This window comes from Streptomyces sp. MAR4 CNX-425 (assembly GCF_048656465.1).
Classification (GTDB): Bacteria; Actinomycetota; Actinomycetes; order Streptomycetales; family Streptomycetaceae; genus Streptomyces.
Map to the genome: position 1 here is coordinate 488,507 of NZ_JBMDLF010000006.1, position 20,421 is coordinate 508,927.

At 74.4% G+C, this 20,421-nt stretch carries 15 protein-coding genes; 8 read left to right on the forward strand and 7 right to left on the reverse strand.

All coding sequences use genetic code 11. From position 1 onward, the window contains the following. Positions 1–30 precede the first annotated feature (30 nt). From ACHZ99_RS19940 to ACHZ99_RS19970, 7 genes are all read right to left on the reverse strand, one after another. Complete coding sequence (locus ACHZ99_RS19940; protein WP_420305998.1) at positions 31–1,485, reverse strand: arabinose isomerase; 1,455 nt, start codon at positions 1,483–1,485, stop codon at positions 31–33. Further along, positions 1,482–2,963, reverse strand: coding sequence for a BNR repeat-containing protein (locus ACHZ99_RS19945; protein ID WP_420305999.1), 1,482 nt, complete (start codon positions 2,961–2,963; stop codon positions 1,482–1,484). The genes ACHZ99_RS19940 and ACHZ99_RS19945 overlap by 4 nt, the downstream gene beginning before the upstream one ends. Before the next feature lie 9 nt (positions 2,964–2,972). Further along, positions 2,973–3,293, reverse strand: coding sequence for an L-rhamnose mutarotase (locus ACHZ99_RS19950; protein WP_420306000.1), 321 nt, complete (start codon positions 3,291–3,293; stop codon positions 2,973–2,975). Positions 3,294–3,306: 13 nt separating this feature from the next. Continuing rightward, a complete protein-coding gene (gene rhaS, locus ACHZ99_RS19955; protein ID WP_420306001.1) occupies positions 3,307–4,380 on the reverse strand; it encodes a rhamnose ABC transporter substrate-binding protein in 1,074 nt (357 codons plus the stop codon). A gap of 66 nt (positions 4,381–4,446) precedes the next feature. Beyond that, on the reverse strand, positions 4,447–5,430 hold the full coding sequence (locus tag ACHZ99_RS19960; protein WP_420306002.1) for an ABC transporter permease: 984 nt from the start codon (positions 5,428–5,430) through the stop codon (positions 4,447–4,449). Further along, positions 5,427–6,467, reverse strand: coding sequence for an ABC transporter permease (locus ACHZ99_RS19965; protein ID WP_420306003.1), 1,041 nt, complete (start codon positions 6,465–6,467; stop codon positions 5,427–5,429). The genes ACHZ99_RS19960 and ACHZ99_RS19965 overlap by 4 nt, the downstream gene beginning before the upstream one ends. Beyond that, on the reverse strand, positions 6,464–7,975 hold the full coding sequence (locus ACHZ99_RS19970; protein WP_420306004.1) for a sugar ABC transporter ATP-binding protein: 1,512 nt from the start codon (positions 7,973–7,975) through the stop codon (positions 6,464–6,466). The genes ACHZ99_RS19965 and ACHZ99_RS19970 overlap by 4 nt, the downstream gene beginning before the upstream one ends. 206 nt (positions 7,976–8,181) lie before the next feature. Here ACHZ99_RS19970 and ACHZ99_RS19975 point away from each other — a divergent pair, with 206 nt between their 5' ends. The 8 genes from ACHZ99_RS19975 to ACHZ99_RS20010 all read left to right on the forward strand — a co-directional run bounded on the left by ACHZ99_RS19975 (position 8,182) and on the right by ACHZ99_RS20010 (position 20,406). Continuing rightward, positions 8,182–11,391, forward strand: coding sequence for an alpha-L-rhamnosidase (locus ACHZ99_RS19975; protein ID WP_420306005.1), 3,210 nt, complete (start codon positions 8,182–8,184; stop codon positions 11,389–11,391). Between the two features lie 55 nt (positions 11,392–11,446). After that, the gene (rhaI, locus tag ACHZ99_RS19980; protein ID WP_420306006.1) at positions 11,447–12,604 is read left to right on the forward strand and encodes an L-rhamnose isomerase; all 1,158 of its coding nucleotides are present in this window, start codon (positions 11,447–11,449) and stop codon (positions 12,602–12,604) included. Further along, positions 12,592–14,655 (forward strand): bifunctional aldolase/short-chain dehydrogenase, encoded by a 2,064-nt coding sequence (locus ACHZ99_RS19985; protein ID WP_420306007.1) that lies wholly within the window; start codon positions 12,592–12,594, stop codon positions 14,653–14,655. The genes rhaI and ACHZ99_RS19985 overlap by 13 nt, the downstream gene beginning before the upstream one ends. After that, positions 14,652–16,166: a rhamnulokinase gene (locus ACHZ99_RS19990; RefSeq protein ID WP_420306008.1), complete on the forward strand. Its 1,515-nt coding sequence runs from the start codon at positions 14,652–14,654 to the stop codon at positions 16,164–16,166. The genes ACHZ99_RS19985 and ACHZ99_RS19990 overlap by 4 nt, the downstream gene beginning before the upstream one ends. Further along, a complete protein-coding gene (locus ACHZ99_RS19995) occupies positions 16,145–16,861 on the forward strand; it encodes a (Fe-S)-binding protein (protein WP_420306009.1) in 717 nt (238 codons plus the stop codon). Before ACHZ99_RS19990 ends, ACHZ99_RS19995 begins: the two co-directional genes overlap by 22 nt. Positions 16,862–16,902: 41 nt before the next feature. Further along, complete coding sequence (locus tag ACHZ99_RS20000; protein ID WP_420306071.1) at positions 16,903–18,366, forward strand: lactate utilization protein B; 1,464 nt, start codon at positions 16,903–16,905, stop codon at positions 18,364–18,366. Positions 18,367–18,382: 16 nt separating this feature from the next. Beyond that, positions 18,383–19,018, forward strand: a complete 636-nt coding sequence (locus ACHZ99_RS20005) for a LutC/YkgG family protein (protein ID WP_420306010.1) — start codon at positions 18,383–18,385, stop codon at positions 19,016–19,018. Between the two features lie 95 nt (positions 19,019–19,113). Then, positions 19,114–20,406, forward strand: a complete 1,293-nt coding sequence (locus ACHZ99_RS20010; protein WP_420306011.1) for an exo-beta-N-acetylmuramidase NamZ domain-containing protein — start codon at positions 19,114–19,116, stop codon at positions 20,404–20,406. Positions 20,407–20,421 lie beyond the last annotated feature (15 nt).

Here is a 20,421-nt window from a genome sequence, read left to right on the forward strand (position 1 = left end):
GCGCGCCCCGGCCGCGGCCCGCCGCTCATGCTACGCATCGCGCGCGCCGGTCCCCGCCACCTCCACCAGCTCAAGCCCGGCGAGGTCGGCGAGCGCCCGCAGCTCGGGCCGGAGGTCGCCGGTGGCCAGCGCCCAGTGGTGGCCGACGCCGCTCGCGCTCCATTCGTCGCACCACTCGCCGGGGTCGCGGCCGAAGTCGACGCGGGAGGTGGTGTTGCCGATGGCCAGCAGCGGTCCGGCGGTGACGGTGCCGGCGGAGGCGATGAGCCGGTAGCGGCCGTCGCGGGTCTGGCCGAGGCCGACGGCGGTGACGGGCCCGTGCCGTACGTCGAACTCCACGGACACGCCCCAGCCGCGCTTGCCGTGGTAGACGCCGAGGCCGCGCAGCAGCGGCCGGCCCTCGCTGATCGCCAGGTGCCCGGGCCCGTCGTGGCCCATCTCCACCACGCCGTCGCGGAAGTTGAGCGCCTGCATCTCGGTGAAGGAGCCGCCGGCGCCGAGCCGGTCGGCGACCAGCATGGCGAGCGAGGTGCGCAGCTCGTACTCGCCGGCGGCGGGGATGCCGCGGGCGGTGAGCAGGGAGGCGCCGAGGATCATGCCGGCGCCCAGCCGCTCGTGCGTCTCGCCGTCGAGGCCGCGGTGGTAGTACGCGAGGGAGTCGAGGTCGAAGTCGGCGGCGAGCCGGTCCAGCCCCACCGAGACCCGCGCCGCCCACGCGAGGTCGTCGGGGTCGACGGTGTCGTCGAGGTCGAAGACCTCGCGGGTCTCGGCGAGTTTGGCCGCGACCTCGTCGTCGCCGGCCTTCTCGGCCCGTACCCGCAGGTCGTCGAACTCCAGCACCTCGACGTGGCCGCCGAGGTTCGCGGTGACCATGGTGAGGTCGGTGGAGACGTCGTACATCCCGGGGTAGAGGTGGCCCATCAGCCCGTGCCGGCCGCCGCGCAGCGCGGCCCGCACCCCCGCCGCCCGGATCCAGCGGCCGATGCGCGCCCACGCCCGCTCGTCCTCCAGGTGCCCGGAGACGGAGCGGAAGGGGACGCCGCAGCGCTCGAAGGCGTTGGCCATCTCGGGCAGCGGGCAGGCGCCGCAGTAGGCGAGCCACTGCCCGGTGTCGAAGCTCGCGTGGTCCATCGCCTCGGTGGGCTGGAGGTTGATCAGCAGCACCGGCGCGCTGCTGCGCTGGGCGACCGGCACGAGCATGGTCGCGGTCATGTACGTGGTGAGGAAGCCGACGATCAGGTCGCAGTCGGCGGCGCGCAGCTTCTCCGCCGCGGCGGCGCCCTCGGGGGCGTCGGAGATGAAGCCGACGTCGACGACCTCGGCGTCGAAGCCCGCCATCCGCTCGGCGACGCGGGCGGCGGAGCGCTTCAGCTGCGGCAGCAGGCCGGGGAACTGCGGCCAGTAGGCGCCGAGTCCGCCGGCGACCAGGCCGACCCTGGGCCGGCGGGCGGTGGCGGGGATGCGCGGGAGGTGTGCGGTCGTCATGGGCGGCTCCTTGCCGGTTGCGCCTGCGCCTTGCCGGGCAGGGCGAAGTCCACGGTGCGCAGCGGCGAGGGCGTGGTGCCGGTGGACTTCTGCTGGTACATGAAGGACAGGACGCCGTCCTGGGCGAGCCGGGTCTCGTCGAGAACCACCTCGCCGAAGGCGTCGAGGCCGGCGCCGTCGAAGAGCACCTGCCAGTCGGTCCAGCCGGAGGCGGCGGAGGCGGCGACGACGCGGCCGTAGGGCAGCACGGCGTAGGCGTTGTCGTAGCGGTCGAAGGCGAGCTTGGAGCGCTGGCTGGACGCCGGCGGCACGTCGATCTCGGTCTTGTGCCAGCGGCCGGCGTCGTCGCGGTGGACGTGGAAGACGCGGGCGTGGGCCTTGCGGTCGGCGACGTAGTCGGTGGCGCACTGGCCGAAGCGGCCGGGGACGTAGCTGATGAGCGCGTGCGGGCGGCCGGCGGAGTCGGTGGCCTGGTGCTCCTGGTTCATCAGCGCGTGGTCCGGGTTCAGCGGGTCGACGACGGTGCCGGGGTCGTGGACGTCGACGAGGTCGGGGCCGCCGGTGGTGCCGACGGTCCGTCCGGCGTCGTTGGTCCAGGTGCGGCCGTCGTCGGTGGAGCGGACGTAGCCGGTGTCGTGGTTGCTGAGGCCGCCGGGGGCGCACATGACGGCGGGGTTCCGCTCGCGCCAGGTGTAGAAGGCGTGCAGGGTGCCGTCGGGCCCGTAGTCGATGCCGTGCAGGTACATGTTGCGGGAGGTGCTGCTGCCGTGCGCGGTGGTGTACGTGCCGGTGCTGCCGGACCACGGGCCGAGCGCCCGCCAGCGGGTGCCGTCGTAGGCGGCGAGGGCGTTGCGGCCGTTGCCGGAGAACCCGTCGCGGTAGCTGAGGAGCAGCCCGCCGGCGGGGGTGGCGACGAACCGGGGGTAGGTGAAGTGGTCGGTGAGTGCGAGCCCGTCGAGGGAGGTCGTTATCGGCCCGAAGGCGTCCGCCGTCCAGTCGTGCGCCTGCGGCCGGTTCATCAGGCCCGGCTCGGACTTGACGTAGAAGAAGCCGTCGGAGTGCGAGTCCATGTTGACGTGCAGCCGGCCGTCGGCGGCGGAGACGCCGAGCGAGATGACGTTGTGGGAGTCGTCGGCCTTGAGCCTGTGGTCCAGGGTGAGGGTCTCCCAGCGCCGCTCGTCGAGCGCACGGCGGCCGAGGACGGCGCTGCGGTCGGCGGTGTACCAGGCGGCGTACTGGTGGCCGCGGTGGGTGAGGATGCCGTTCTTGGTGAAGGAGTTGTTGTTGACCAGCCCGTCGTACGAGACGAAGTAGATCGCCTCCGGGTCGGGTTCGGTGTCGGCGATCCGGGTCAGCGACGGACCCGGCGCCGCGGCCGGACCGGGGTCCGCCGCGGCGGCGGGGAGAGCGGGCGCCGTCAGCAGCAGGGCGGCGGCCAGGAGCGCGGGCCGGCCGAGGGAGCGGGAGAGCCGTCTCATGGGGGGTCCTCAGTCGAGATGGAAGATCTCTGTCAGCGGTTGCACGGCCTCGTCCGGCGCGGCGCCGTCGAGAGCCTCGAAGTACGGGGCCATCTCGGCCTGCCAGCGCGCGTTGACGTCCGTGGCGGCCATCGCGGCCTGCGCGGCGGCGAAGTCGTCGGTCTCCAGGTAGCCGACGAGGAGGCCGTCGTCGCGCAGGAAGAGCGAGTAGTTGCGCCAGCCGGCGGCGGAGAGCGCGGCGCGCATCTCCGGCCACACGGCCTCGTGCCGCTCGCGGTACTCCGCCAGCCGGCCGGCGCGCACCTTCAGCAGGAAGCACACGCGGGGCATCGCGCCCGCCCTCTCAGAAGTCGTAGTCGTCGATGTTCTTCTCGTTGAACACGGTCGGCGGGCCGAGGATGACCTCGCCGTCCTTGCCCACGGTGTACTCGCCGAGCCGCCCGGCCTCGAACGTCTCGCCCTCCTTGCCGGTGATCTGGCCGGAGGCCAGCGCGGCGGCGGCGTAGGCGCCGAGGTAGCCGAGGTCCTTGGGGTCCCAGAGGGAGAACTCCTCGACGGTGCCGTCCTTGACGAACTTGCGCATCTGGTTCGGCGTGCCGAGGCCGTTGAGCACGACCTCGCCCTTGTAGTCGGAGGTGCTGATGTAGCGGGCGGCGGCGGCGATGCCGACGGTGGTGGGCGAGATGATGCCCTTCAGGTCGGGGTACGCCTTGAGCAGGCCCTGGGTCTCCTGGAAGGACTTCTGGTCGTCGTCGTCGCCGTAGGCGACCTTGACCAGCTCCATGTCCTTGTACTCGGGCTTCTTCAGCTCGTCCTTCATGTAGTCGATCCAGGTGTTCTGGTTCGTGGCGTTCTGCGTGGCCGACAGGATCGCGATCTGGCCCTTGTGGTCGAGCTGTTCGGCGATGCGCCGCACCTGGCTGCGGCCGATCTCCTCGGAGCTGGCCTGGTTGATGAAGAGCTGGCGGCAGTCCTTGGCGGTGTCGGAGTCGTAGGCGACGATCTTGATGTCCTGCTGCATGGCCGTCTTCAGCGGGCCGCAGACCGCGTTGGGGTCGTTGGCGGCGATGAGGATGGCGTCCTGGCGCTGCTGGATGAGCGTGTTGATGTACGAGACCTGGGAGGACGCCTTGGCGTCGGAGGGGCCGACCTCCTTGGCCTCGGCGTCGAACTCCCCGGCCGCCTCGATGCCGGCCTCGTCCACGATCTGCTCGTAGGGGTTGTTGATCTGCTTGGGCAGGAACGCGATCTTCAGCCCCTTCTTCAGCGGGGCGTCCGGGTTCGCGGTGGCGTCGGAGACCCGCTTCCCGGCGTCCTCCTCCGCGTCGTCCTTGGTGGTGCCCGAGCAGGCGCCGGCCGCCAGGGTGAGGGCGCACAGCGCGGCGGTAGCGGCGAGGGTGCGGCTCTTGTTACGCATGCGGGTGAACCTTTCGCGTTCGGTTCCGCGAGTCCGCGGAGCGGGGGCTGATGGGGGTCGGCGGGGTCAGGGGGCCGCGGCGAGGCGGCGGTTGCGGCGTTCCGCGACGGCGGAGACGGCGCGCGGGGTGAGGACGGAGGCGATGAGCAGCAGCCCGGTGACGATCACGCGGATCTCGTTGGCCACGTCGTTGAGGGTGAGCAGGTTGTTGAGCAGGCCGATGAGGAGCACGCCGGCGACGGCGCCGCCGAGGGTGCCCTTGCCGCCGTTGAAGTCGACGCCGCCGAGGAGGACGGAGGCGATGACGACGAGTTCGAGGCCGAGGCCGTTGTCCGCGCGGGCGCTGCCGTAGCGCAGGGTGTAGACGATGCCGGCGAAGGACGCCATGAGGCCGGAGACGACGAACAGCGCGAGCTTGACGCGCTTGACGCGGATGCCGGCGAACCGGGCGGCCTCCTCCTGGGCGCCGATGGCGTACAGCGAGCGGCCGAAGCCGGTCATGTGCAGCAGCACCGCGGCGAGCACGGCGAGCACCGCGAAGAGCGCGATGGGGTACGGCACGAAGGTGCCCGGCACGGTCTCGGTGGCGGCGGCCCACTTGGCGTAGTCGTGGGGGAAGCCCGCGACGGCCTTGTCGCCGAGGACCACCGAGGCGAGGCCGCGGTAGAGGGTGAGGGTGCCGATGGTGACGGCCAGCGGCGGCAGCCCGACGCGGGTGACGAGCCAGCCGTTGAGCAGCCCGCCGGCCGCGCCCGCGAGCAGGCACAGCGGCACGATCAGCTCGAAGGCGTACCCGGCGTCCCACAGCGAGCCCGCCAGCGCGCTGGACAGCCCGAGCATGGAGGCGACGGACAGGTCGACCTGGCCGGCGACGACGAGCAGCGTCATGGGCAGCGCGATGAGGGCGATCTCGGCGGTGTCGTTGAGCGCGGCGGACAGGTTGCCGGTGGAGGCGAAGCCGTCGGTGGACGAGGTGCCGGCCAGGAACACCGCGATCAGCAGGATGCCGACGGCGGTGTCCCACCGCAGGTAGGTGCCGAGCGACTTCACTGCCGCCTCCTCTTCCGCAGCGCGCTGGTACTGCGCCGCTGCACGATGCGGTCGGTGGTGATGGCGGCGAGCAGCAGCACGCCGGTGATGGCCTGCTGCCAGAAGGAGCTGACCTTGAGCACGACCAGCGCGCTGCCGATGGTGGTGAGCAGCGCGGCGCCGAGCGCGGCGCCCCACACCGAGCCGACGCCGCCGGTGATGGCGACGCCGCCGACGACGACGGCGCTGACGACGGTCAGCTCCCAGCCGTTCGCGGCGTCGGCGACGACGGTGCCGAAGCGGGCGAGCCACAGCGCGCCGGCGAAGCCGGCGACGGCGCCGGAGAAGGCGTACGCGCCGAGCACGCGGCGGCGGATGGGGATGCCGGCGAGCCGGGCGGCCTCGGGGTTGGAGCCGATGGCGTACAGCTCCCGGCCGCCGGTGTAGCAGCGCAGGTAGTAGGCGGTGCCGGCGAGGACGACGGCGGTGATCAGCGGCAGGTACGGGATGCCGAGGACGCTGCCGGTGCCGAGGGAGAGGAGGTCGTCGGGGAGGGTGGCGGCGTTGATCTGCTCGCCGCCCGCCCACCAGTAGTCCAGGCCCTGGATGACGTAGAGCATGCCGAGGGTGACGACCAGCGCCGGGACCCTGCCGAAGCTCACCAGCAGGCCGCTGACCAGCCCGCAGGCGGTGCCGAGGGCGATGCCGAGCAGGACGGCGGTGACCGCGCTGTGGTCGGTGCCGGAGACGAAGTCGCCGCAGGCGAAGGCGGTCAGGCCGACGACGGAGCCGACGGACAGGTCGATGTTGCGGGTGATGACGACGACGGACTGGCCGACGGCGAGCAGCACCAGGATGGAGGAGTTGAGCAGCAGGTCCTCGACGCCCTGGTCGTCCAGGAAGCTCGGGTTGGCGATCCAGGTGCAGAGGATCAGCAGGGCGAGGGCGCCGCCGATGGACAGTTCCCGGGCGCGGAGGACGGTCTCGGCCAGCGAGCGCGCGGGCCGCTCCGGGTCCTTCGGCCGGGCGGGCCCGGTCTTCTGCACGGTCGCGCTCATGCCGCCGCCTCCCCGGTGCCGCGGCCGGTGGCGGCCGTCATCACCGACTCCTCGGTGGCCTCGGCGCGGGGGATCTCGGCGACGAGGCGGCCCTCGTGCATGACGAGCACCCGGTCGGCCATGCCGAGGACCTCGGGCAGGTCGGAGGAGACCATGAGGACGGCCAGCCCGCCGGCGGCCAGTTCGGAGAGCAGCCGGTGCACCTCGGCCTTGGTGCCGACGTCGATGCCGCGGGTCGGCTCGTCGACGATGAGCACCGTCGGCTCGGTGGCCAGCCACTTGGCGAGCACCACCTTCTGCTGGTTGCCGCCGGAGAGCACGCCGACGTCGTCGGAGAGCCTGCCGTACTTCAGCCGCAGCCGCGCGGCCCAGTCCGCGGCCCGGCCGCGCTCCAGCGTGCGCTTGACCAGGCCGGCGGAGCCGAGGCGGCCGAGGCCGGTGAGGCCGATGTTGCGCTCGATGGACATCTCCATGACCAGGCCGCGCTGGCGCCGGTCCTCGGGGACCAGGGCGACGCCCGCCTCCATGGCGGCGGTGGGTGAGCCGCGGCGCAGCGGGCGGCCGGCCAGGTGCACCTCGCCGGCGTCGGGGGTGTCCACGCCGAACGCGGCCTGGACGACCTCGCTGCGGCCGGCGCCGACGAGGCCGGCGAGCGCGACGATCTCGCCGCGGCGGACGTCGAAGGAGACGTCGTGGAAGACGCCCTCGCGGGTGAGGCGCCGCACGGACAGCGCGGTCGCGCCCAGCTCGGCGTCCTGCTTGGGGTACAGCTCGTCCAGGTCGCGGCCGACCATGCGGCGGACGAGGTCGTCCTCGGTGAGCGCCGCGACGTCGTCGGTGGCGATCCCGCGGCCGTCGCGCAGGGTGGTGACGCGCCGGCAGAGCCGGAAGATCTCCTCCAGCCGGTGCGAGATGAAGAGCACGGCGGCGCCCTCGGCGCGCAGCGCCTCGACGACGGCGAAGAGCCGGGCGGTCTCGCTGCCGGTGAGCGCGGCGGTCGGCTCGTCCATGATCAGGACGCGGGCGTCGAACGACAGCGCCTTGGCGATCTCCACGATCTGCTGGTCGGCGATGGACAGCCCGCGCGCCGGGCGGCCGGGGTCGAGGTCGACGCCGAGGCGGCGCATGAGCGCGGCGGTGGCGTCGCGGACCGCGGCGCGGTCGATGCGGCGCAGCGTCCGGCGGGGCTGGCGGCCCATGAAGATGTTCTCGGCGATGGACAGGTCGGGGAAGAGCGTGGGTTCCTGGTAGATCACCGCGATGCCCGCGTCGCGGGCGTCGGCCGGGCCGTGGAAGGCCACCGGGGCGCCGTCGAGGAGCAGGTGGCCGGCGTCCGGGCGGTGCACTCCGGCGAGGGTCTTGATGAGGGTGGACTTCCCCGCGCCGTTCTCGCCGGCGAGGGCGTGCGCCTCGCCGGCGTGCAGCGTGAGGGAGACGTCCTGGAGGGCGCGTACGGCCCCGAAGGACTTGCTCAGGCCGCGCGCGGCCAGGACGGGCACTTCTGTCATGGTCAGCACCGTTGCGGTTGGCGTTCATGAAAGGATTCAATGAGGTTTCACGGAAGCTAGACCCCTCCCAGCAGGCAAGTCAATGGGTCAGACGTGGAAACCTTCCGACCAACGCCGCCTTCTCCGCGACCTCTTGACACCCTGCCCACACCTCCCTAACTTCACTCTCTGAAACGATTCACGTTCGAGTCGTCCCGGAGGACCCCGTGATCAGCAGACGTCGACTGCTCGGCACCGCCACCGCCCTGGGTACCGCCGCCGCCACCGCCGCCGGCGCGGCGCCCGCCGCCCGCGCCGCCGCACCCGCGACGGATGCGGCGGTCCGCCGGGCCCTCGTCACCCGTCCGTCCGTGGAGTACGCCCCCCGCCCGCTCGGCCTCGACGCCGACCGCCCCCGGCTGAGCTGGCCCGTGGAGTCGGGCGCGCCGGGCGGGGCGCAGAGCGCGTACCAGGTCCGGGTGGCCACCGGCCCTCACCTGCTGGCCGACCCGGACGTGTGGGACAGCGGCAGGGTCGAGTCCGCCGACTCCGTCCTCGTGCCGTACGGCGGGCCGCAGCTGCGGCCCCGCACCCGCTACTACTGGACCGTGCGGGTCTGGGACCGGGACGGCACGGCGTCGGACTGGAGCGAGCCCTCCTGGTGGGAGACCGGGCTGCGCGGCGAGGAGTGGGCCGCGAGCTGGATCGCCGCGCCCGACCTGCCCACCGACGCGCCCGACCTGGCGGGCGCCTCGTGGATCTGGTTCCCCGAGGGCGACCCCGCGAGCAGCGCCCCCGCCGAGACCCGGTGGTTCCGCGCCCGGCTCGACGTGCCCGCGGGCGTCACCCGGGCCCGGCTGGTCGTGGCCGCCGACGACCGCCACACGACGTACGTCGACGGCACCGAGGTCGCCGCCGGCACCGCCTGGAACCGCCCCGACGTCGTGGACGTCACCGGGCTGCTCGCCGCCGGCACCGGTGGCACCGCCGGCTCGGTCGTCGTGGCCGTCGCCGCCGCCAACGGCGCCGTCGGCCCCGCCGGGCTGCTCGGCGCCCTCGAACTCACCACCGCCGACGGGGTGACCACCCGCGTCACCGGCCCGGGCTGGAAGGCCGCCGACACCGAGCCCGCCGACGGCTGGACCGCGCCGGACTTCGACGACTCCGCGTGGCCCGCCGCGCAGGTCCTCGCCCCCTGGGGCGCCGGGCCGTGGGGCGAGGTCGCCGTGCCCGTCTCGCTGCCCGCCGCGCGGCTGCGGCACGAGTTCCGGCTGCCGCACCGGCGCATTGCCCGTGCCCGGCTGTACGCGACGGCCCTCGGGCTGTACGAGGCGCACCTCAACGGCCGCCGGGTCGGCGAGGACGTGCTCGCCCCCGGGTGGACCGACTACCACCGGCGGGTGCAGTACCAGACGTACGACGTCACCGGCCTGCTGCGGCCCGGCGCCAACGCCGTCGGCGTCGACCTGGCCGCCGGCTGGTACGCGGGCAACCTCGGCTGGTTCGGCCCGCACCACTACGGCGAACGCCCCGCGCTGCTGGCGCAGCTGGAGGTGACGTACGCCGACGGCGGCGTCGAGCGGATCCTGTCGGACACCGGCTGGCGCGCCGCCGGCGGCCCGGTCACCGCCGCGGACCTGATGGCCGGCGAGGAGTACGACGCCCGCCTGGAGACGCCGGGCTGGACCGCGCCCGGCTTCGACGACTCCGGGTGGCGGCCGGCGGAGGCCGCGGACGCGGGCGGCACCGCGGTCGTCGCCCAGGTCGACGGGCCCACCCGGGTGGAGACCGAGCTGCCCGCGCGGGAGGTCACCGAGCCCGCGCCCGGGGTGTTCGTCTTCGACCTCGGCCAGAACATGGTCGGCGCCGTCCGGCTGCGGGTGAGGGGCGAGGCGGGCACCGTCGTCACGCTGCGCCACGCCGAGGTGCTGAACCCCGACGGCACCCTGTACACCGCCAACCTGCGCACCGCCCGCGCCACCGACACGTACACCCTGCGCGGCGACGACGACGGCGAGGTCTACGAGCCGCGGTTCACCTTCCACGGCTTCCGCTACGTCGAGGTCACCGGCTACCCCGGCCGGCCGCGGAGGAGCGCGGTCACCGGCCGGGTGATGCACACCGCCGCGCCGTTCACCATGGAGTTCGAGACCGACGTGCCGACGCTGAACCAGCTGCACTCCAACATCACCTGGGGCCAGCGCGGCAACTTCCTGTCCGTGCCCACCGACACCCCCGCCCGCGACGAACGCCTCGGCTGGACCGGCGACATCAACGTCTTCGCGCCCACCGCGGCGTACACGATGGAGTCCGCGCGCTTCCTCACCAAGTGGCTGTACGACCTGCGCGACGACCAGGACGACGACGGCGCCTACCCCGACGTCGCCCCCTGGGTCGGCCCCGTCGGCAAGGGCGTCGCCGGCTGGGGCGACGCCGGGACCACGGTGCCGTGGGCGCTGTACCAGGCGTACGGCGACACCCGGGTGCTGGAGCAGTCGTGGGACTCGATGCTGGCGTGGCTGGACTACCTGCGCCGCAACAGCACCGGCCACCTGCGTCCCGCCGAGGGCTACGGCGACTGGCTCAACACCGAGGACGAGACCCCCAAGGACGTCATCGGCACCGCGTACTTCGCGCACAGCGCCGACCTCGTCGCCCGCACCGCCCGCGTCCTCGGCCGCGACCCGGCCCCGTACGACGCGCTCTTCCGCGCCGTACGCGAGGCGTTCACCGGCGCGTACGTGTCCGAGGGCGGAGCCAGGATCAAGGGCGACACGCAGACCGCGTACGTCCTGGCGCTCTCCATGGACCTGCTGCCCGACGACGCCCGGGAGCGCGCCGCCGACCGCCTCGTCGCGCTGATCGAGGCCCGCGACGACCACCTGTCCACCGGCTTCCTCGGCACCCCCCGGCTGCTGCCCGTGCTGACCGCCACCGGCCACACCGACGTCGCGTACCGGCTGCTGCACCAGGACACGTTCCCGGGCTGGGGCTACCAGATCGCCAACGGCGCCACCACGATGTGGGAGCGCTGGGACTCCATCAAGCCCGACGGCTCCTTCCAGGACCCGGGCATGAACTCCTTCAACCACTACGCCTACGGCTGCGTCGGCGAGTGGATGTACCGCCACATCACCGGCATCGCCGCCGCCGAGCCGGGCTTCGGCAAGCTGCTGATCCGCCCGCGCCCGGGCGGCGAGGTCGGCCGCGCGCGCGGCCGGTTCACCACGCTCTACGGCCCGGTCACGACCGACTGGCGGGAGCGCGGCGGCCGGCTGCGCCTCACCGTGACGCTGCCCTTCAACACCTCCGCCGAGGTCTGGATCCCGGCCCGGTCCGCGGCGGACGTCTCCCACGGCCGCGCCCGCTTCCTGCGGATGGACGACGGCTGCGCCGTCTTCGCCGCGGACGCGGGCACGCACCGCTTCGCCAACTGACCCCACCCCACACGGCCCCCAACGACCAGCGACACCCGCGCGGAAAGGCTTCGCGATGACCGTGAAAGCGGCACTCAGGTCCCAGGCAGTCGAAACACCGTCCTGGGCGTACGGAAACTCAGGCACACGCTTCAAGGTCTTCGCGCAGCCCGGCGTGCCGCGCACGCCCCGGGAGAAACTGGACGACGCCGCCCGGGTGCACGCGCACACCGGCGTGGCGCCGTCCGTCGCGCTGCACATCCCCTGGGACCGGGTGGAGGGCGCCGACGGCTACGCGGGGCTCGCGGCGTACGCGGAGGAGCGGGGGCTCCGGCTCGGCGCGATCAACGCCAACGTCTTCCAGGACGACGACTACAAGCTGGGCTCGGTCACCCACCCGGACGCGGCGGTGCGGCGCAAGGCGCTGGCGCACTTGATGGAGTGCGTCGACATCATGGACGCCACCGGCTCGCGGGACCTGAAGCTGTGGTTCTCCGACGGCACCAACTACCCCGGCCAGGACGACGTGCGCGAGCGCCAGGACCGGCTGGCCGAGGCGCTGGCCGCGGTGTACGAGCGGCTCGGCGCGGGGCAGCGGATGCTGCTGGAGTACAAGCTGTTCGAGCCGGCGTTCTACCACATGGACGTGCCGGACTGGGGCACGGCGTACGCGCACTGCCTGCGCCTGGGCGACCGGGCGCAGGTGGTGGTGGACACCGGGCACCACGCGCCGGGCACCAACATCGAGTTCATCGTGGCGTTGCTGCTGCGGGAGGGGAAGCTCGGCGGCTTCGACTTCAACTCCCGCTTCTACGCCGACGACGACCTGATGGCCGGCGCGGCCGACCCCTTCCAGCTGTTCCGCCTCATGTACGAGGTCGTGCGCGGCGGGGGGTTCGGGCCGGACGTGGCGTTCATGCTCGACCAGTGCCACAACATCGAGCCGAAGATCCCCGCGATCATCCGCTCGGTGATGAACGTCCAGGAGGCCACGGCCAAGGCGCTGCTGGTCGACCGCGAGGCGCTGGCCGCCGCCCAGCGCGAGGGCGACGTGCTCGGCGCCAACGCCGTGCTGATGGACGCCTACAACACCGACGTGCGGCCGCTGCTGGCCGAGGTGCGCGAGGAGATGGGCCTCGACCCGGACCCGGTGGCCGCGTACCGCCGCTCGGGGTGGGCCGAGCGGATCGTCGCGGAGCGGGTCGGCGGCACGCAGGCGGGGTGGGGCGCGTGAGCGGGGGACCGCAGGGCGCGTACGACCCGGTGGACGCGCTGCTGGAGCGGGCGCACCGGCTGGGGGCCGACCCCCGCAACACCAACTACGCCGGCGGCAACGCCTCCGCGAAGGGCACCGCGGCCGACCCGGTGACCGGGGGCGACGTGGAGCTGATGTGGGTCAAGGGCTCCGGCGGCGACCTCGGCACGCTGACGGCCGCGGGCCTCGCGGTGCTGCGCCTCGACCGGCTGCGGGCGCTGGCGGGCACGTACCCGGGGGTGGACCGCGAGGACGAGATGGTGGGCGCGTTCGACTACTGCCTGCACGGGAGGGGCGGCGCCGCGCCCTCGATCGACACCGCCATGCACGGCCTCGTCGGCGCCCCGCACGTCGACCACCTCCACCCCGACTCCGGCATCGCGCTGGCCTGCGCCGCGGACGGCGAGGAGCTGACCCGGCGGTGCTTCGGCGAGCGGGTGGTGTGGGTGCCGTGGCGGCGGCCCGGCTTCCAGCTCGGGCTGGACATCGCGGCCGTGTACGAGGCGCACCCGGAGGCGATCGGCGTGGTCCTCGGCGGCCACGGCATCACGGCGTGGGGCAAGGACTCCGCGGAGTGCGAGCGCAACTCGCTGGAGATCATCCGCACCGCCGAGCGGTTCCTCGCCGAGCAGGGGCGCCCCGACCCGTTCGGCCCGCTGATCGAGGGCTACGGGCCGCTGCCCACCGGCGAACGCCGGGAGCGGGCCGCGGCGCTGGCGCCGGTGATCCGCGGGCTGGCCTCCGCCGACCGGCCGCAGGTCGGCCACTTCACCGACACCGGCGCCGTGCTGGACTTCCTGGCGCGCGAGGCGCACCCGCGGCTGGCCGCGCTCGGCACCTCCTGCCCCGACCACTTCCTGCGCACCAAGGTCCGCCCGCTGGTCCTCGACCTGCCGCCGGACGCGCCGCTCGACGAGGCCGTCGCGCGGCTGCGGGAGCTGCACGCCGCCTACCGCGAGGACTACCGCGCCTACTACGAGCGGCACGCCGACGCCGGCTCGCCGCCCCTGCGCGGCGCCGACCCGGCGATCGTCCTCGTGCCCGGCGTCGGGATGTTCAGCTTCGGCAAGGACAAGCAGACCGCGCGGGTGGCGGGCGAGTTCTACGTCAACGCGGTCAACGTGATGCGCGGCGCCGAGGCCGTGTCCTCCTACGCCCCCATCCCCGAGGCGGAGAAGTTCCGCATCGAGTACTGGGAGCTGGAGGAGGCCAAGCTGCGCCGCATGCCGCCGCCGAAGCCGCTCGCGACCCGGGTGGCGCTGGTCACCGGCGCCGGCTCGGGCATCGGCCGGGCCATCGCCCGCCGGCTGGTCGCGGAGGGCGCGTGCGTCGTCGTCGCCGACCGGGACGCCGACGGCGCCGAGGCGGTCGCCGCGGAGCTGGGCGGGCCGGACCGGGCCGTCGCGGCGGTGGTGGACGTCACCGACGAGGAGCAGATCGCGGCGGCGTTCCGGGCCGCGGCGCTCGCGTTCGGCGGCGTCGACCTCGTCGTCAACAACGCCGGCATCTCGGTCTCCAAGCCGCTGGCGGAGACCACGGCCGCGGACTGGGACACCCAGCACGCCATCATGGCGCGCGGCTCGTTCCTCGTCTCCCGGGAGGCCGCGCGGGTGCTCGCCGCGCAGGACATGGGCGGCGACATCGTCTACATCGCCTCCAAGAACGGCGTGTTCGCCGGGCCGAACAACATCGCGTACGGGGCCGCCAAGGCCGACCAGGCGCACCAGGTGCGGCTGCTCGCCGCCGAGCTGGGCGGGCTGGGCGTACGCGTCAACGGCGTCAACCCCGACGGCGTCGTGCGCGGCTCCGGCATCTTCGCCGGCGGCTGGGGCGCCCAGCGGGCGGCGGTGTACGGGGTGCCGGAGGAGAAGCTCGGCGAGTTCTACGCGCAGCGGACGCTGCTGAAGCGGGAGGTGCTGCCGGAGCACGTGGCGAACGCGGTGTTCGCGCTGACGGCCGGCGAGCTGAGCCACACGACCGGGCTGCACATCCCCGTGGACGCGGGCGTGGCCGCGGCGTTCCTGCGGTGAGCGGGACGTACGGGCCGGGGCCGGGCGGCGGCGCGGCGGGGGACGCGCCGCCGTTCGCGGCCGTCGACCTCGGCGCCGCCAGCGGGCGCGTGATGCTCGGCCGGGCCGGCGGCGGCGAGCTGCGCCTGGAGGAGGTGCACCGCTTCCCCAACCGCCCCGTGCGGCTGGCCGGCACCCTCCACTGGGACGTCCTCGCCCTCTACGCCGGCGTGCTCGACGGGCTGCGCGCGGCGGGCCGGCGCGCGGGGGGACAGCTCGCCGGCGTCGGCGTCGACTCCTGGGCCGTCGACTACGGGCTGCTCGACGCCTCCGGCGCGCTCATCGGCAACCCGGTGCACTACCGCGACACGCGCACCGAGGGCATGGCGGCGCAGCTGGCCGCCACGTTGCCGCCGGCGGAGCTGTACCGGGCGACGGGCCTCGCGCACCTGCCGTTCAACACGGTCTACCAGCTCCTCGCCGCCCGCGGCACGCCCGCGCTGGCCGCGGCCCGGCGGCTGCTGCTCATCCCCGACCTCATGGCGTACTGGCTGACCGGCGAGGCCGGCACCGAGCTGACCAACGCCTCCACCACCGCGCTGCTCGACCCGCGCACGGGCACCTTCTCCCGGCGCGTCGCCGAGGCCGCCGGCGTCGACCTCGGGCTCTTTCCCCCGCTGCGCCGCCCCGGCGACCCGGCGGGCGAGCTGCTGCCCGCGGTGCTGGAGGAGACCGGCCTGACCGGCCCGGTGCCCGTGAGGGCGGTCGGCTCGCACGACACCGCCTCGGCCGTCGTCGGCGTCCCGGCGCGGGACGCGGACTTCGCGTACATCGCCACCGGCACCTGGTCGCTGGCCGGCGTCGAGCTGGACGCGCCGGTGCTCACCGAGGCGGGCCGCGCCGCCAACTTCACCAACGAGCTGGGCGTGGACGGCACCGTGCGCTACCTCCGCAACATCATGGGCCTGTGGCTGCTCCAGGAGTGCCGGCGCACCTGGGCGGCCGAGGGGCACGCGTACGAGCTGGACGCGCTGCTGGCCGGGGCCGCCGCGGCGCCGCGGCTGCGCTCGTACGTGGACGCCGGGGACCCGGAGTTCCTCGCCCCGGGCCGGATGCCGGAGCGGATCGCGGCGGCGTGCCGGCGGGCGGGGCGGCCGGAGCCGCGCACGGCGGCGGAGACCGTGCGCTGCGTGCTGGACTCGCTCGCCCTGGCGCACCGCCGCGCCGTGGCCGACGCGCAGCGGCTGTCGAGGCGTACGGTGCGCGTGGTGCACGTCGTCGGCGGCGGCGCCCGCAACGAGCTGCTGTGCCGGCTGACGGCGGACGCCTGCGGGCTGCCGGTGGTGGCGGGCCCGGTCGAGGCGGCGGCGCTCGGCAACGTCCTGGTCCAGGCGCGGGCGGCCGGCGCGATCGACGGCACCCTGTCAGACATCCGATCTCTGCTTCACAGAACGCAGTCGCTGAGGGAGTATGAACCCGGCGGCGGCGAATCGGCGTGGGAGGAAGCGGAATGCGCGTTGCGCTCTTCGTGACGTGTGTCAACGACACGCTCTACCCGGACACCGGACGGGCGACGGTGGCGCTGCTGGAGCGGCTGGGGGTGTCGGTCGACTTCCCCGCGGCCCAGTCGTGCTGCGGGCAGGCCCAGTTCAACACCGGCTACCGGCGCGAGACCGTGCCGCTGGCGCGCCGCTTCGCGGGCGTCTTCGAGGACTACGAGTACGTCGTGGTGCCGTCCGGCTCGTGCGCGGCGATGGTCCGCGACAACTACCCGCGCCTCGGCGAGCCCGCGGCGGCGGCCGTCGCGCCGCGCGCGTACGAGCTGACCGAGTTCCTCACCGACGTGCTCGGCGTGACCGACGTCGGGGCGTACTACCCGCACACGGTCACCTATCATCCGACCTGTCACGGGCTGCGGGTGCTGGGGCTGGGCGACCGGCCGCGGCGGCTGCTGGAGCGGGTGAAGGGGCTGACCCTGCGGGAGCTGGACGGCGCCGAGGAGTGCTGCGGGTTCGGCGGCACGTTCGCGCTGAAGAACCCGGCGGTCTCGGCCGCGATGGGCGCCGACAAGGCGCGGCACGTGGAGGAGTCGGGCGCGCAGGCGGTGTGCGCGGCGGACAACTCCTGCCTGATGCACATCGGCGGCACGCTGGCGCGCCGCGGCTCGCCGGTCCGGCCGGTGCACATCGCCGAGATCCTGGCGAGCACGGAAGGAGCGGTCCGGTGACCGACGACCCCGGGCCCGGTGCGGCCCGTACGTTCCTCGGCATGCCGCGCCGGCGCCCCGCGACCTTCCCGCGGGCCGCCGCCGAGGCCACCGCCGACGCCACGCTGCGCGGCAACCTCACGCACGCGACGCACACCATCCGCGCCAAGCGCGCGGCGGCCGTCGCCGAGCTGCCGGACTGGGACCGGCTGCGTGCCGCGGGCGCCGCCGTCAAGGACGACACGCTGCGCCACCTGGACCGCTATCTGGAGCAGCTGGAGGCGGCGGTGACCGCCGCGGGCGGGCACGTGCACTGGGCCGTGGACGCCGCGGAGGCGAACGCGATCGTCACCCGGCTGGTCCGGGACACCGGCGCGGACGAGGTCGTCAAGGTCAAGTCGATGGCCACGCAGGAGATCGGGCTCAACGAGGCGCTGGCCGCGGCCGGCATCAGCGCGTACGAGACGGACCTCGCGGAGCTGATCGTGCAGCTCGGCGACGACCTGCCGTCGCACATCCTGGTGCCCGCCATCCACCGGAACCGCGGCGAGATCCGCGACATCTTCCGCGACCGCATGGGCGACCGGGGCCGGCCCGCGCCCGCCGGACTCGGCGACCGGCCCGCCGAGCTGGCCGAGGCGGCGCGGCTGCACCTGCGGGAGAAGTTCCTCCGCGCCCGGGTCGGGATCTCCGGGGCGAACTTCATGGTCGCCGAGACCGGCACGCTGGTGGTGCTGGAGTCCGAGGGCAACGGCCGGATGTGCCTGACGCTGCCGGAGACGCTGATCTCCGTGGTGGGCATCGAGAAGGTGGTGCCGACCTGGCGGGACCTGGAGGTCTTCCTCCAGCTGCTGCCGCGCTCCTCGACCGCCGAGCGGATGAACCCGTACACGAGCACCTGGACGGGGCCCGCGGCGGGCGACGGGCCCCGGGACTTCCACCTGGTGCTGCTGGACAACGGGCGCACCGACACGCTGTCCGACCAGGTCGGACGCCAGGCGCTCCGGTGCATCAGGTGCTCGGCGTGTCTGAACGTCTGCCCGGTGTACGAGCGCGCCGGCGGGCACGCGTACGGCTCCGCCTACCCGGGCCCGATCGGGGCGATCCTCACCCCGCAGCTGCGCGGCACGGCCAGCGCGCTGGACGCCTCGCTGCCGTACGCCTCGACGCTGTGCGGCGCGTGCTACGAGGTGTGCCCGGTGGCGATCGACATCCCCGAGGTGCTGGTGCACCTGCGCACCCGGGTCGCGGAGGGCGGCGCGTACACGGTGCGCGGCACGAAGACGGTGATCAGGCCGGCGAGGGGACACGCCGCGGAGCGCGCGGCGATGCGGGCGGCGCGCTGGACGATGGCACACCCGCGCGCCTACGGCGCGGCGCTGCGCGCCACCACCGGCACCCGGCGGCTGCACCCGCGCCGGCTGCCGGGCCCGGGGCGGGCGTGGTCGGCGACGCGCGAACTGCCGCCGGTGCCCCGGGAGTCGTTCCGCGCGTGGTGGAAGCGCACCCGGGGCGAGGGATCGTGAGCGGAAGGCGGACGACATGAGCAGCCGGGAGACGATCCTCGCGCGGGTACGGGCCGCCACCCGCGACACCGCGGGCACCCCGGCGCCGCCGGTGCCCCGCGACTACCTGCGGGTGCACGGCGACCGCTCCCCCGCCGAGTCCGCGGACCTGCTCGCGGAGAACCTCGCCGACTACCGGGCCCGCGTGCACCGTACGGACGCCGACGGGCTGCCGGAGCTGCTCAGGCGGCTGTTCGCCGCACGCGGCACGGACACCCTGCTGGTGCCGGACGGGCTGCCGCCGGAGTGGCCGGCGGCCGTCGACGCCACCCGGATCCCCGACCGGGCCGCGAGCACGCCGGACGACCTGGACGCCGTCGACAGCGTGCTGACGGGCTGCGCGCTGGCGATCGCGGAGACCGGCACGCTCGTGCTGGACGCCGGGCCCGGGCAGGGCCGGCGGCGGATCACGCTGATCCCGGACCACCACGTGTGCGTGGTGCGGGTGCCGGAGCAGGTGGTGGACTCGCTGCCGCAGGCGATGGAGCGCCTCGACCCGGCCCGGCCGCTGACGTGGATCTCGGGGCCCTCGGCGACCAGCGACATCGAGCTGGACCGGGTGGAGGGCGTGCACGGGCCGCGGACGCTGGAGGTCGTGCTCGCCACCGCCTGACGCCGCGCCGGCCGCCCCGGCCACCAGAGTTGTACACCACTGGCAACCGGCCCGGGCCCTGTTCCGCTCCCCCGCCGTCGGTTAGCTTCTCCGCCATGCCGAGACCTACCGCACCGTCCCGCCGTACGCTCCTGACGGGCACCGCCGCGGGCGTGGCCGTCCCCCTTCTCGCCGCCCCCGCGCACGCCGGCGCCGGCGGACGGCACCCGCGCCGGGTGCTGCCCGGCGCCGACGCCGCCGCCGCCGAGGGCTGGGCCCTGCTGCGCGACCGCCGGGTGGGCATCGTCAGCAACCCGACCGGCGTCCTGCGCGACACCCGCCACGTCGTCGACGCCATGCACGCCGCCGGCGGCCTCGACATCGCCGGCGTCTTCGGCCCCGAGCACGGCTTCCGCGGCAGCGCGCAGGCCGGCGAGGCGGAGCCGGAGACCATCGACCCGCGCACCGGCCTGACGGTCTACGACGCGTACGGCGCGGACGCGGCGAAGATGGCCGAGCTGTTCACCAAGGCCGGCGCGGACACGATCGTCTTCGACATCCAGGACGTCGGCGCCCGCTTCTACACCTACATCTGGACCATGTACCGGTCGATGGTCGCCGCCCGCGAGACCGGCGCCGCCTTCGTCGTGCTCGACCGGCCCAACCCGATCGGCCGGCGCGCCGACGGCGCCATGATGACCCCCGGGTTCACCTCCGGCGTCGGCCTCAAGCCGATCGTCCAGCAGCACGGCATGACCGTCGGCGAGCTGGCCCGCTACTTCAACGGCGAGCTGCTGCCCGACGAGGGCGCGGGCGGCCGGGTGGAGCTGGAGGTGGTGCGGGTACGGGGCTGGGACCCCGAGTCGTACGCCCAGGACGGCGACCTGCCCTGGGTGCCGCCGTCGCCGAACATGCCGACCGCCGACACGGCGCTGGCGTACGCGGGCACCTGCTTCTTCGAGGGCACCAACCTCTCCGAGGGGCGCGGCACCACCCGCCCGTTCGAGTGGATCGCCGCGCCGTACCTCGACTACCACTACAGCGACCGGCTGAACGCCCGCGGGCTGCCCGGGGTGGAGTTCCGCGAGGCGTACTTCGTGCCGACGTTCGGCAAGCACGAGGGCGTCGCGTGCGCCGGCGTGCAGGTCCACGTCGTCGACCGGCGGCGCTACGAGCCGGTGCCGACGGCGGTGGCGATGCTCGTCGAGGCCCGCCGCTACCCGGAGTTCGCCTGGCGGCAGGACAGCTGGGACCCCGGGCGGCCGTTCTGGATCGACAAGCTGTCGGGCTCGCCGCGCCTGCGCACCATGATCGACGAGGGCCGGGACGCGGCCGAGGTCGTCGGCGCCTGGCGGGAGGAGCTGGCGGACTTCACCCGGCGCCGCCGGCGCTACCTGCTCTACCGCTGACCGCTCGCGGGCGGT

Excerpts from the sequence above, each read along its gene's own strand:
- ACHZ99_RS19940 (WP_420305998.1), bottom strand. The coding sequence starts at position 1,485 with ATGACGACCGCACACCTCCCGCGCATCCCCGCCACCGCCCGCCGGCCC.
- ACHZ99_RS19945 (WP_420305999.1), bottom strand. The coding sequence starts at position 2,963 with ATGAGACGGCTCTCCCGCTCCCTCGGCCGGCCCGCGCTCCTGGCCGCC.
- ACHZ99_RS19950 (WP_420306000.1), bottom strand. The coding sequence starts at position 3,293 with ATGCCCCGCGTGTGCTTCCTGCTGAAGGTGCGCGCCGGCCGGCTGGCG.
- rhaS (WP_420306001.1), bottom strand. The coding sequence starts at position 4,380 with ATGCGTAACAAGAGCCGCACCCTCGCCGCTACCGCCGCGCTGTGCGCC.
- ACHZ99_RS19965 (WP_420306003.1), bottom strand. The coding sequence starts at position 6,467 with ATGAGCGCGACCGTGCAGAAGACCGGGCCCGCCCGGCCGAAGGACCCG.
- ACHZ99_RS19970 (WP_420306004.1), bottom strand. The coding sequence starts at position 7,975 with ATGACAGAAGTGCCCGTCCTGGCCGCGCGCGGCCTGAGCAAGTCCTTC.
- rhaI (WP_420306006.1), top strand. The coding sequence starts at position 11,447 with ATGACCGTGAAAGCGGCACTCAGGTCCCAGGCAGTCGAAACACCGTCC.
- ACHZ99_RS19995 (WP_420306009.1), top strand. The coding sequence starts at position 16,145 with ATGCGCGTTGCGCTCTTCGTGACGTGTGTCAACGACACGCTCTACCCG.
- ACHZ99_RS20000 (WP_420306071.1), top strand. The coding sequence starts at position 16,903 with ATGCCGCGCCGGCGCCCCGCGACCTTCCCGCGGGCCGCCGCCGAGGCC.
- ACHZ99_RS20005 (WP_420306010.1), top strand. The coding sequence starts at position 18,383 with ATGAGCAGCCGGGAGACGATCCTCGCGCGGGTACGGGCCGCCACCCGC.
- ACHZ99_RS20010 (WP_420306011.1), top strand. The coding sequence starts at position 19,114 with ATGCCGAGACCTACCGCACCGTCCCGCCGTACGCTCCTGACGGGCACC.